The following is a 12,485-nucleotide window of genomic DNA, read 5'->3' on the forward strand; positions in this document are numbered from 1 at the left end:
GCTTACTCCTCGACGTGCACGCTGTCCAGGTAGGAGCGCACCGCCCACAAGGCTTCCTGACTCAGGTAGTCAGCCATCTTCGGCATGTACACCCGACCGTCACGCACGGCGCCATGGCGCACGCGCTCGACGAACCATTCATCACCGGCGTCGCCGACATCGAGCAGACGCAGATCGGGGGCGATGCCACCGGATTTGGCTTCCAGGCCATGACACGCGGCGCAGTTCTGGTTGTACGCCGAGGAGCCGATTTCCACGGCCTTGTCGTGTTCCGGGGACGTGCGATAAGGGTTCACCGAGGCCCAGCCATCGGCATCGACCGGTACGCCGGCATCCTTGATCGGGGTCAGGCCCGGAGTGGCGACCGCCTGCGGCACCACGTTGCCGTGGGCCCAGACCGAACCTGCACTGATAAAGCCGGCCAGCAGTCCGGCAACGAGTAAGGCGCTGCGTTTTGTTGTCATTGTTATGCCCTCTGGATTGCACGCAAAACCTCTTGGAAGAGGCTATGGCACCCATCTTAGGAACCGTCCCGCGCAATCCCCATGCTGCTTTGGTGGCCGCCTTCTAGTCCCTTGGTAGTAGGCTTTGTGGCGCACGTCTGAATACCGTCGCCTCTGGCTGAAACCGCCCTTTGCCGTGCGAGCTACGACCTTGGTACTGGCTCACTGGTACTTTCTGCATATTTCATTCTGCCCCGCAGGCTTCCTATGCTGGCGCTACCTGTAATGGAGTGCCTTATGCGCCAGCTTGCCCCTTACGCCCTGATCTACCTGCTGGCCATCGCCTGTGCCGCCGGGCTGGCGACCCAGAGCCAGGCCGCCGACGCGCTGCTACAGGTACAAATCGGTTACCTGGGCTATCGCCCCGACACCGGCCCGCTGCTGTCGAACGTCATTCCCGAACCGGTCGATGCCGGACTTCGTGGCGCAGAACTGGCGATCACCGACAGCAACAGCACCGGGCGTTTTCTCAACCACAGCTACAGCCTGGTCAGCGCGAATGCCGACAGCCCGGACGCATTGGTTGAAGCGGCCAAGGCCCAGCACGAACAGGGCCTTCGCTTGTTTGTGGTGAATGCGCCGGTGGAAACCCTGCGTCGACTCAGCGCCGTGCTGCCCGACAGTTTGCTGTTCAACGCCGGCAGCCCCGACGACAGTCTGCGCACCACCGACTGCCTGCCGAACGTGCTGCACAGCCTGCCTAGCCGGGCGATGCTGGCCGATGCGCTGGCGCAATTTCTGGTGGTGCGCAAATGGCAACGGGCGCTGCTGATCGTCGGCCCGACCCCGGACGATCAAGCCTACGCCACCGCCCTGCGCCGCGCCGTCAAGCGTTTCGGCCTGAAACTGGTCGCGGAAAAAGCCTGGAGTTTCGATAACGACCAACGCCGCAGCGCCCAGGCCGACATGCCGCTGTTCACCCAGACTGCCGAGTACGACGTGGTGCTGGTGGCGGATGAGCGCGGCGATTTCGGTGAGTACGTGCCCTACCAGACCTGGTACCCGCGGCCGGTCGCCGGCACTCAGGGCCTGACCCCGGTGGGTTGGCACAAAACTGTCGAGACCTACGGCGCCGCCCAACTGCAAAAACGCTTCGAAGCCTTGACCGGACGCTGGATGAATGACCGCGATTTCGCCGCCTGGATGGCCGTGCGCAGCATCGCCAGCGCAGTGAGCAAGTTGCGCCAGGTCGAACCAATGGCGATCCGTAACCTGGAAATCAGCGATCAATTGCCCCTCGACGGTTTCAAGGGTCGCAAGCTCAGCTATCGCCCGTGGAACGGCCAGTTGCGCCAACCCATCCCGATCGTGCAACCCCGGGCGCTGGTCAGCACCTCGCCCCAGGACGGTTTCCTCCACCCTTTCAACGAAATGGACAGCCTGGGCTACGACAAGCCCGAGGTCACTTGCCGCTTTCCCTGATGTGGCACTTCACAACAACGACAACAAAAAGGAATCCGCCATGCGCCGCACCCTGCTCTCTTGCGCCCTGCTGCTTGCCGCCGGGCACGCCGTGGCCAGCACCGCCTGGGTCTCCAACGAAAAGGACAACAACCTGAGCCTGATCGACATGCAGACTCTGCAAGTGACCGACACCCTGCCCGTCGGCCAGCGCCCTCGCGGCTTGCTGCTGTCCCACGACAACAAGCTGCTGTACATCTGCGCCAGCGATTCGGACCGGGTTCAGGTGATGGACGTGGCCACGCGCAAGATCATCAAGGAACTGCCGTCGGGCAAAGATCCTGAGCAATTCGCCCTGCATCCGAACAATCGCTGGCTGTACGTTTCCAACGAAGACGATGCGCTGGTGACAGTGATCGACACCGAAACCTCCAAGGTGCTGAGCCAGATCAATGTCGGTGTCGAGCCTGAAGGCATGGCCGTCAGCCCCGATGGCAAGTGGGCCGTGAACACCAGCGAAACCACCAACATGCTGCACTGGATCGACACCAGCACCCAGACCCTGGCCGACAGCACCCTGGTCGATCAGCGGCCACGGTTCGTCGAGTTTGCCCCTGACGGCTCCAAGCTCTGGGCTTCGGCAGAGATCGGCGGCACGGTGACGATTCTCGATGTGGCGACGCGCAAGATCCTCAAGACGCTGACCTTCCAGATCAAGGGCGTCCACCCGGACAAGGTCCAGCCGGTGGGCATCAAACTCAGCGCCGACGGCAAGTACGGTTTCGTCGCCCTCGGCCCGGCCAACCATGTCGCGGTGGTTGATGCCAAGACGTTCGAAATCCTCGATTACCTGCTGGTGGGTCGCCGTGTGTGGCAGATGTCATTCACCCCCGATCAAAAGCAGTTGCTGGCCACCAACGGCGTCAGCGGCGATGTGTCGGTGATTGATGTCGACAGCCTCAAAGTCATCAAATCGGTGAAGGTCGGTCGCTATCCGTGGGGCGTGGTGGTGACGCCATGAACGCACTCGATGTCAGCGAAGTGAGCTTTGCCTACGGTGCGCGCGAAGCCTTGCGTCAAGTGAGTTTCAGCCTGATGCCAGGGCGGTTTGCGGCGTTGCTGGGGCCGAACGGCGCAGGCAAATCGACGCTGATTGCCTTGCTCACCCGGCTCTATGATCTGCAACGCGGCGAGATCCAGGTGGGCGGCTGTTCCTTGCGCAAGACGCCGCGTGCGGCACTCAGGCAGTTGGGCGTGGTGTTCCAGCAAAGCACGCTGGACCTGGACCTCAGTGTCGAACAAAACCTGCGTTATCACGCCGCGCTGCATGGCCTGTCCCGACGCCAGACCGGATTGCGGGTCGAGGCCGAGCTGGCGCGTCAGGCGCTGACCGAACGACGTCGGGAGCGGGTGCGTGAACTCAACGGCGGCCACCGGCGCCGGGTGGAAATCGCCCGCGCCTTGCTGCATCAGCCACGGTTGTTGCTGCTCGACGAGGCCAGCGTCGGCCTCGACCCGGCCAGCCGCCTGGCGCTCAATCAACACATCCGCAATCTGTGTCGCGAGCAAGGCATCAGCGTGCTCTGGACCACCCATTTGCTGGATGAAGTGCAACCCAGCGACGACTTGCTGATTCTCCACCAGGGCCGACTGGTGGCCAGCGGGCAGGCGGATGCGCTGAGCCTGGAACATGGCGGCGACCTCGGTTCGGCCTTCACTCGCCTGACCACATCAGGAGCAGCCCGATGAACGCTTATTGGCAATGTTTCAGCGGCATCGTGTTGCGCGAATGGCTGCGCTTTGTGCTGCAACGCACGCGGTTTCTCAGTGCTCTGGTACGACCGCTGTTGTGGCTGCTGGTGTTTGCCGCCGGTTTTCGCGCGGCACTCGGGATCGCGATCATCGAGCCGTATGACACCTACATTCCGTACGAGGTCTACATCATCCCGGGCCTGGCTTGCATGATCCTGTTGTTCAACGGCATGCAAGGTTCGCTGTCGATGGTGTACGACCGGGAGATGGGCAGCATGCGCGTGCTGCTGACCAGTCCCCTGCCCCGGACCTTTCTGCTGTGCAGCAAACTGTTGGCTACGTCGCTGATTTCGCTGTTGCAGGTGTACGCCTTCCTGGCCATTGCCTGGCTGTATGGCGTGAAACCGCCGGCCATGGGCCTGTTGATCGCCTTGCCGGCGCTGTTGCTGGTGGCGTTGATGCTCAGCGCACTGGGGTTGTTGTTGTCCAACGCGATCCGCCAGCTGGAGAACTTTGCCGGGGTGATGAATTTCGTGATTTTCCCGTTGTTTTTCCTGTCGTCGGCGCTGTATCCGCTGTGGAAGATGCGCGAATCCAGCGAGTGGTTGTACTGGCTGTGCGCGCTGAACCCGTTCAGCCATGCGGTGGAGCTGGTGCGGTTTGCCTTGTATGAACGCTTCAACTTATTGGCACTGTCGGTGTGCATGGCGCTGACACTGATATTCGTCCTGCTCGCGGTCCTCACCTTCAACCCGCAACACGCGGCCCTGCGCAGAGCCACCTGACAGCACAACACCCTAGATCCATGTCGATCGTTCCCACGCTCCGCGTGGGAATGCCTCATGTGACGCTCTGCGTCACGCTTTTTGGGACGCAGAGCGTCCCGGGCTGCATTCCCACGCAGAGCGTGGGAACGATCGGTAAAACACCTCAAAATTACTACTTTAGTACTGGTTTACCTGTCTATCGTCGCATTCCCAATGCGCCGGGACTGGCATGTAATGGGGTCATAACTATAAGGATCGACCCCATGCCGCGTGCCCGACGTCGCCTGCTGCGCCCTGCCCTTGCCGCGCTATCGCTGAGCCTGTTGCTGGGTGTCGCGCAGGCCGAAACACCGCTGTTCTCCGCCGAGGGTTATCGCATCGGCCTCTACCGCAGCCCGACCCCGAATCAGATGCAAGGCGCGGCCATCATCGACACCGCCGCCCTGCAAACCCTGCTCAACCAGACACCGCGCCCGGTGCTGATCGACGTCTACCGGCGCCAATGGCTGCAAGGACGTTTCATCGAAGACCAACCCCACGAGAACCTGCCCGGCAGTCATTGGCTGGCCAATACCGGCGACGGTGACCTGACGCCTGACTGGCAGGACTACTTTGCGCGCAACCTGAACCGCTTGACAGCCGGCGACCTGGCGCAACCGCTGGTCTTCTACTGCCGTTCCGACTGCTGGCTGAGCTGGAATGCGGTGAAACGCGCCGCCGCCATGGGCTATAAAACACTGTATTGGTATCGCGATGGCCTGGACGCCTGGCAAGCCGCGAACCTGCCCGTTGCGCCGGCCCGGCCCGAGCCCTTCCCCTGACCTTTACGTGTGCGTGTTGTTGCCACACCATAATCAAAATAATGAGGTGAAAGGCCATGTACAAAATTCTGATTGCCGACGATCACCCGCTGTTTCGCGAAGCCATCCATAACGTCATCAGCGACGGTTTTCCGGGCAGCGAAGTGATGGAAACCGCCGACCTCGACAGCGCCTTGCTGCTGACCCAGGAACATGACGACCTGGACTTGATCCTGCTCGACCTGAACATGCCCGGCATGCACGGCCTCAACGGCCTGATCAACCTGCGTAACGAGGCGCCGACCATTCCGGTGGTGATCGTTTCGGCCGAACAGGACAAACAGATCGTGCTGCAAGCCATCACCTACGGTGCGGTCGGTTTCATCACCAAGTCATCGCCCCGCGTGCAGATGACCGAAGCGATCCAGCAAATTCTCAACGGCAACGTCTACCTGCCGCCGGACATCATCCGCACGCAGAAATGCGGCACCCAGCGCCGGATGAACGACAGCCCGAGCTTCCCGCCGGAGCTGCTTCAGGCCCTGACACGCAAACAGTTATTGGTGCTGGAGCGCATGACCAAGGGCGAATCGAACAAACAGATCGCCTACACCCTGGAAATCGCCGAGACCACGGTCAAGGCGCACGTCTCGGCGATCCTGCGCAAACTCAACGTGCACAACCGGGTGCAGGCGATCTTGAGTGCTGGGGATATAGATTTCGGATCGTATCTGCGGCGCTGAAGACTGATCGTTCCCACGCTCTGCGTGGGAATGCAGCCAGGGACGCTCTGCGTCCCAAGAGCGGACGCGGAGCGTCCGGGGAAGCATTCCCACGCAGAGCGTGGGAACGATCCTTGGGTCAGGGCCTGCCGAGCAAATGACTCATCGCCGTCTTGAGCTTCATCGGCCGCACCGGTTTGTGCATCAGGGTATGACCCAGTTCGCGGATTTGTTGCTTGAGTTCGTTGCTGTAGTTGGCAGTAATCATCATCGCCGGAATCGCTGAACCACGCCGGGCGTTGATCCGGGCCACGGCATCGACCCCGTTCTGATCGTTATCCAGGTGATAGTCGGCGATCAGCAAATCCGCTTCTTCATGGTAGTTGTCCACCTGCCGCGCCAGGTCGTCCTCTGACAGCGCCGTGACCACCCGACACCCCCAACCTTCGAGCAACGTGCGCATGCCGGCGCAAATTGCCGGGTCGTTATCCAGCACCCACACCCGCGCACCGCGCAGACGTTCCAGCATCGGTTCACTCATCAGCAGCGTCGGCTGAGCCTTCGGGGCCGTGGCGCTCAAAGGCACCTCGACGGAAAACATCGAACCCTTGCCCGGCCATGAACGCACGTGAATGCGGTGGCCGAGGATCCCGGCAATTTTCTCGACAATCGCCAGTCCCAGGCCCAAGCCGCGATCCTGATCCGGGCGCTGTACATCGCCACGCTTGAACTCCTGGAAAATCTCTTCCAGTCGGTTTTCGGCAATGCCCATGCCGCTGTCCCAGACTTCAATCGCCAAGCGCTGATGATGGCGCCTGCAACCCAGCACCACACGCCCGTTGTAGGTGTAGCGGATGGCGTTGCTCAGCAGATTGCGCAGGATCCGCGCCAGCAACTGGATGTCGCTGCGCACCAACGCCGAACACGGGATGAAATGCAGCTCAAGCCCTTCGCTGCGCGCGACCTGGGTGTACTCGGCGGCGAGGTTCTCCAACAGTTCGCTCAGGGCAAACGGCGCAATGTCGGCCTTGATCACCCCGGCATCGAGCTTGGAAATGTCCACCAACGTGCCCAGCAGATTTTCCACGTCTTCCAGGGAATTGCTGACATTGCGCACCAGAATCGCATTGGCCACCGGCTCGCGGCGTTCCAGCAATGCACTGGTGAACAGCCGAGCGGCGTTGAGCGGTTGCAGCAAATCGTGGCTCACGGCAGCCAGAAACTTGGTTTTCGACAGATTGGCCTGTTCGGCCTCAAGCTTGGCCTCGCGCAAGCGCGACTCGACATGCCGACGTTCGTCGATTTCCCGTAATAGCTGGTCATTGAGAGTGGTCAGTTCCGTCGTGCGTTCACGCACCCGTAACTCGAGATTCTGGTAGGCCTGATGCAACGCCTCGGCCGTGCGCCGACGTTCGGTAATGTCGCGGATCAGCACGAAAATCCCCACCACTTCCCCGGTGGCCAGGCGATTGGGCACGTAGGAGCGCAGCATGTAGCGCTCCTGATTGTTGATGTTGGTTTCGGCGAACTCGAACGTCACGCTTTCCCCGGCCAGGGCCCGGGCCACGTAGGCTTCCAGGCGCTGGTAATGCTGTTCGCTGTGGACTTCGCGCAGGCTCTGTCCGAGCATCACGCCGCGCGGCCAGCAGTACCATTCCTCGTACACTTTGTTAGTGAATTCATAGACCAAGTCGGCGTTGAGGTAGGCGATCAGCGCCGGGACATGGTCAGTGATCAGGCGAATCCAGCGCTCGCTTTCGCTCAACGCTTCGGCGTGCTGATAGCGTTCGGTGATGTCGGTGAACGTGTTGACGAAACCGCCGGTGGGCAATGGATGGGTGCGGATTTCCAGCACACGGCCATCGTAGAGGCGCTGCTCCAGTTCCTGCACATGGCGCCCGTTGGCGTCGCGACTGGCCGGGGTCAGCAGGTTCAACTCGCTGTCGGCGATCACTTCGGCAAACGGCCGATGTGCCGCCACCGGCGCCAGGCCGCTGAGTTCCAGAAAGCGCCGGTTCCACAATTCCAGCACGCCCTCGGCATTGACCATGGCCACGCCTTGGGACAGGTTGTCGACCGCCCGTTGCAGCAGATGTGATTTCTGCGCCACCGCTTGTTCGCGGCGCATGGTTTCACTGAGTTTGACGTCGGTAATGTCGGTGAACAGGATCACCCGCCCGCCTTCCTGGGTCGGCCGTTCGCTGACTTGCAGCCAACGACCGTTCTGCAGGCGATACAACAGGTTCTCATCGGCCTGCCCACGCGGTTCTTCCGTGAACAAACCGGTGACACTCATCAGGCGCTTGACCTCGGCCAGACGCATGCCGGCGTTGATCCGCACCCGGCTGTTGCCCCAGAACGCCTTGAAGCGGCTGTTGAACAAGACGATTCGCTGGTCGGCATCGAACAACACAAAAGCGTCGGAAATGCTCTCGATGGCGTCGATCAAATGTTGGTGCGCGGTTTCCGCACGCAGGCGCGCTTCGCTGAGCAAGTGATTGCCCGACTTGAGCTCGGCCATGGCCTGGTTCAACGCGTCGGTGCGCTCACGTACCTGCTCGGCCAGCACCACCGAGTGCTGGAACGCCGCGTACGGATCATTGCCACGGGTGATGCCGGACTCGATCCGCTCAATCAGCGCGGCATTGATGCGCTGCAACTTGTGATTGTCATGCTGCAGGCTGGCGATTTGCGCCAGAAGCTCAGCGGTGTCCAGGGGACCGGTCTCGGGCAATGGCAACGCCGGTGAAGGTCTGGTTGATGTGCATGCCATTGAACTGCTCTCCGTAGGTGTTGAAACCCATCACCCGCTGGTCACGCAAAAACGTGCCGATCCGCTCCAGATTGCCGTTGCCTTCCAGCTCCAGCCGCCTGAGAAAACAATCGCAGCCGATGGTCAGCAACAGGTCGCCGAGGCGTTCCTGCAAACCTTCGAACAGGTTTTCCAGGTTCGGCAGCATCGGGCCGGGCGTCATGACGGTGAGGACGATGCCGTTCTCGACCGCGCAATAGAAACTCAGGCTCAGGTCGGGATGCACCTGCTGGATGGCGCGCACGTAATACTGGTCATCGAAGCGCACCGCCAACGGGTGTGCGGCGAAAACCCGGTAATCGAGCTCGGCTACTGGCACGCCGATGTGTCGGGCGTACTCCTCGGCGGCGGGCTCGGCATTCAGTTCGAAGACCCGGCGCGAGGTGCTGTCGGCCCCGGTGACCACCAGTTTCTCCGCCCGGGGCAGGATGTGATGGGTGGTGAACACCTCGAAGTCGAGCCAGGTGTTGACCAGCACCACCACGGCCGCACCGCTGTGGAATTCGCCGCCAAAATAGACGTGGGTGTGGGTCAGGTAATTGTCGTCACCCGCCGAGCCGCCGAAATGCGGGATGTCGCCCAACGCCGCACTCAAGGCGGCGAGGACCATTTCTTCACGACTGGAGAGTCCGTCGAGCAAGGTCAGGGCAAAGCTGTTGCCCTTGATCGGCGCCAAGGTGTTGCTGCGACAACCGCTGACCAGCCGCTCGACCATTTGCTGAGCATCGATCAGGCTGAAGCGCTCCATCTCGCAAATCAGTTCGGCGTCGATGGAAAAATGCCGATGGTCGAACCCCACCGCCGTCACGCAGTTGCGACCGTAGCCCAACGGAGTGATTTCCCCGGCGCTGGTGCACCCCACCAGGCGAATCCCGCCGAAGCTCTGTTGCAAGGCCTGGCCCAGCGCCTGCAGGTCGTACTCGGCGGAACAGAAGAACAACACGAAGCCCAGATGCGGATGCAACAACTGCCGCGCCAGCTCCTGAGCCACCTGTTGGGCATCGGTGGCCTGGGACATTGCACTGACCACGCCTTCACTCTGGACCTGCTGCATTGTCGCCTCCCCGCAGGTGCGCCTGTATGAGGCACGAGTGTACGAAGCCTGCGCGCTGCGACGTATGCTACTTGGGTAGCGGGTAGCCGCTTCGATGGGATGAGAGTCGGCGGTTTGGGTCCTAGAGGCCCGCTCTGAACAGCATGTAAACGGCGACCACGACGCAGACACTGGCGAAGCCGACCTGCAAGGCCCGGCCCGGCACGCGCGCGCAGAGTTTGCGGCCGATGATCATGCCGACGATGCTGGCGACAATGAACGCGACGCCCAACGAGTCGATCCGCACGCCCGCATGGAACGCGCCGATCACTCCAATGGCGGAAATCAGGCTGATGACCATCAAGGACGTGGCGACGATGCCGCGCATTTGCACATCGGTCAGTTGCTTGAACGCCGGCACAATCAGAAAGCCGCCGCCCACGCCGAGTAATCCTGAAACCACACCGGTGACCGCCCCCAGCGCCGCCAGGGTCGCGGTGCATTTGGCGGTCCAGGAAAAGCGCCCGGTCTGCTGATCGAGCATGCAGTTTTTCTGACCCCAGTTGGCGTGGCCGTGGTCGCTCGGCCCTTCGTCCTGACGCTCACGGCGCAGCATGCGCCAGGCCACCATGACCATCAGCAGGCTGAACAGAATTATCAGGATTTTTTCCGGCAGCTGATGGGCGAAGTAGATGCCCACCGGCGAAAAAATCGCCCCCAGCAACGCAATCAACAACGCGGCGCGATAGCGCACCAACCCATGGCGCAAACCGTCAATCGCACCGACCGCCGCCGCGCTGCCTACTGCGAACAACGCCACCGGCGCCGCCTGCGTCATGGTCAAACCCAACCCCAGCACCAGCGCTGGCACCGCAAGAATGCCGCCACCGGCACCGGTCAATCCGAGCACCAGGCCCATCACCACGCCAAAGAAACTTGCCAACAACATAAAACGCTCGTAGTCCGAGAAAAAAGCCGGGAACGCCCGGTATCGATGACTGACAGGATAGAGCCCACGTAGAAAATTTCCTTCATCAATTCACGCGGGACTGGTCAGCACAGGGAAAATGACACTACCCTCAAAGCTCGTCCCAATAGAATCTGCCACCATGCCTGCCTTGATTGAAGCCTTCCTCGACCCCGCCTCGTCGACCTACAGTTACGTGATCTACGAAGACGATGGCAGCCAGTGCGCAATCGTCGATCCGGTGCTCGACTACGACCCCGCCGCCGGGCGCACCGCCACCACCCAGGCGGATAAAATCATTGCCTTCGTGCGTGAACATCAGCTGCAAGTGCAATGGCTGCTGGAAACCCACGCCCATGCCGATCACCTGTCCGCGGCACCGTATCTGCGTCGCGAGCTGGGCGGAAAGATCGCGATCGGTCAGTCGATCAGCAAGGTTCAGGGCGTGTTCAAGAGCCTGTTCAACCTTGAGCCGGCGTTTCGCAGTGACGGCTCGCAGTTCGACCATCTGTTTGCGCCGGACGAATCGTTCATGATCGGCAACCTCAAGGCCACGGCCCTGCACGTGCCTGGCCACACGCCGGCCGACATGGCTTATTTGATCGACGGGGATGTGATTCTGGCGGGCGATACGCTGTTCATGCCCGACGTCGGCACCGCGCGCTGCGACTTTCCCGGCGGCAACGCCAACCAGATGTTCTCCTCGATCCGTAAACTGCTGGCCTTCCCCGCCAGTGTGCGCCTGTATGTCTGCCACGATTACCCGCCCGAAGGCCGCGAATCCCGGTGCATGAGCACGGTCGGCGAGCAGCGTAAAAGCAATATCCATATGCATGACGGCGTCGACGAAGCGGCGTTTGTTGCCATGCGCACCCATCGTGATGCGGGGCTGGGCATGCCGACGCTGTTGCTGCCGGCGATCCAGGTGAATGTGCGCGCGGGCAATCTTCCGCCGGCCGAGGACAACGGTGTGGCGTACCTGAAAATCCCGCTCAACCAGCTCTAAGCCGATCGTTCCCACGCTCTGCGTGGGAATGCAGCCCGGGACGCTCCGCGTCCCCTTTCGAAGCTGGAACGCAGAGCGTCCCTTGAGGCATTCCCACGCAGAGCGTGGGAACGATCATCGCGCTAAACCCCCAGGGTCAGGCCATTGGCCGGCAACGGCAACGCAGTTTTGTAGCGCACCTGCTTGAGCGCAAAGCTTGAGCGAATGTTGGCAACGCCCGGGACCTTGGTCAGGAAGTCCATCATGAAGCGCTCCAGCGACTGAATGGTCGGCACCAGCACGCGGATCAGGTAATCCGGGTCACCGGCCATCAAGTAGCACTCCATCACTTCCGGGCGATCCGAAATCGCTTCCTCGAAATGCTGCAACGCCTCCTCTACCTGTTTCTCCAGGCTCACATGAATGAACACATTCACATGCAGCCCCAGCAGGTCGGCATCCAGCAGCGTCACTTGCTCACGAATCAGCCCCAATTCTTCCATTGCCTTGACCCGATTGAAGCACGGCGTCGGCGACAGGTTGACCGAGCGTGCAAGGTCGGCATTGGTGATGCGGGCGTTCTCCTGAAGGCTGTTCAAAATGCCGATGTCGGTACGGTCCAGTTTGCGCATGAGACAAAACCACCTGTTTTTTATGTTTATGCAGATTTTTTATCCTCAAATGATCTCCGGCGCAACGAAACAGAGATAAATATTCTTCTTCGCCGGGCCTATGATTGTTGT

The 12,485-nt window shown here is 61.2% G+C and carries 12 protein-coding genes; 7 read left to right on the top strand and 5 right to left on the bottom strand.

Annotated features, from left to right (window positions below):
- Nucleotides 1–2: 2 nt before the first annotated feature.
- Nucleotides 3–464, bottom strand: coding sequence for a cytochrome c-550 PedF (gene pedF / locus HNR03_RS15555; protein WP_090184819.1), 462 nt, complete (start codon nucleotides 462–464; stop codon nucleotides 3–5).
- A gap of 276 nt (nucleotides 465–740) precedes the next feature.
- On the opposite strand from pedF, the gene HNR03_RS15560 reads away from it, so the two are divergent.
- From HNR03_RS15560 to HNR03_RS15585, 6 genes are all read left to right on the top strand, one after another.
- The gene (locus HNR03_RS15560; RefSeq protein ID WP_259154488.1) at nucleotides 741–1,925 is read left to right on the top strand and encodes an ABC transporter substrate-binding protein; all 1,185 of its coding nucleotides are present in this window, start codon (nucleotides 741–743) and stop codon (nucleotides 1,923–1,925) included.
- Nucleotides 1,926–1,965: 40 nt separating this feature from the next.
- A complete protein-coding gene (locus tag HNR03_RS15565) occupies nucleotides 1,966–2,925 on the top strand; it encodes a YVTN family beta-propeller repeat protein (protein WP_222587139.1) in 960 nt (319 codons plus the stop codon).
- Nucleotides 2,922–3,653, top strand: coding sequence for an ABC transporter ATP-binding protein (locus HNR03_RS15570; protein ID WP_259154489.1), 732 nt, complete (start codon nucleotides 2,922–2,924; stop codon nucleotides 3,651–3,653). Before HNR03_RS15565 ends, HNR03_RS15570 begins: the two co-directional genes overlap by 4 nt.
- Nucleotides 3,650–4,441 carry an ABC transporter permease gene (locus HNR03_RS15575; protein WP_259154490.1) on the top strand — a complete coding sequence of 264 codons (792 nt, stop codon included), beginning with the start codon at nucleotides 3,650–3,652 and terminating at the stop codon, nucleotides 4,439–4,441. The genes HNR03_RS15570 and HNR03_RS15575 overlap by 4 nt, the downstream gene beginning before the upstream one ends.
- 245 nt (nucleotides 4,442–4,686) lie before the next feature.
- Nucleotides 4,687–5,244 carry a PQQ-dependent catabolism-associated CXXCW motif protein gene (locus tag HNR03_RS15580; protein WP_259154491.1) on the top strand — a complete coding sequence of 186 codons (558 nt, stop codon included), beginning with the start codon at nucleotides 4,687–4,689 and terminating at the stop codon, nucleotides 5,242–5,244.
- Between the two features lie 56 nt (nucleotides 5,245–5,300).
- Nucleotides 5,301–5,966, top strand: coding sequence for a response regulator transcription factor (locus HNR03_RS15585; RefSeq protein ID WP_222587143.1), 666 nt, complete (start codon nucleotides 5,301–5,303; stop codon nucleotides 5,964–5,966).
- A 118-nt stretch (nucleotides 5,967–6,084) separates the two neighbouring features.
- Here the strand turns inward: HNR03_RS15585 and nahK are convergent, their stop codons facing one another.
- From nahK to HNR03_RS15600, 3 genes are all read right to left on the bottom strand, one after another.
- Entirely contained in the window at nucleotides 6,085–8,679 is a 2,595-nt protein-coding gene (gene nahK, locus HNR03_RS15590) for a hybrid sensor histidine kinase/response regulator NahK/ErcS' (protein WP_259154726.1), read from the bottom strand.
- Nucleotides 8,648–9,811 carry a nitric oxide-sensing protein NosP gene (gene nosP / locus HNR03_RS15595; RefSeq protein WP_259154493.1) on the bottom strand — a complete coding sequence of 388 codons (1,164 nt, stop codon included), beginning with the start codon at nucleotides 9,809–9,811 and terminating at the stop codon, nucleotides 8,648–8,650. Before nosP ends, nahK begins: the two co-directional genes overlap by 32 nt.
- Nucleotides 9,812–9,932: 121 nt before the next feature.
- Entirely contained in the window at nucleotides 9,933–10,739 is an 807-nt protein-coding gene (locus tag HNR03_RS15600; RefSeq protein WP_259154494.1) for a sulfite exporter TauE/SafE family protein, read from the bottom strand.
- Between the two features lie 160 nt (nucleotides 10,740–10,899).
- Here HNR03_RS15600 and HNR03_RS15605 point away from each other — a divergent pair, with 160 nt between their 5' ends.
- The gene (locus HNR03_RS15605; RefSeq protein ID WP_259154496.1) at nucleotides 10,900–11,763 is read left to right on the top strand and encodes an MBL fold metallo-hydrolase; all 864 of its coding nucleotides are present in this window, start codon (nucleotides 10,900–10,902) and stop codon (nucleotides 11,761–11,763) included.
- Between the two features lie 122 nt (nucleotides 11,764–11,885).
- Here the strand turns inward: HNR03_RS15605 and bkdR are convergent, their stop codons facing one another.
- Nucleotides 11,886–12,374, bottom strand: coding sequence for a Bkd operon transcriptional regulator BkdR (gene bkdR, locus HNR03_RS15610; RefSeq protein ID WP_096822555.1), 489 nt, complete (start codon nucleotides 12,372–12,374; stop codon nucleotides 11,886–11,888).
- Nucleotides 12,375–12,485 lie beyond the last annotated feature (111 nt).

Origin of the sequence: Pseudomonas sp. JAI111, assembly GCF_024809425.1 — a bacterium.
GTDB lineage: Bacteria > Pseudomonadota > Gammaproteobacteria > Pseudomonadales > Pseudomonadaceae > Aquipseudomonas.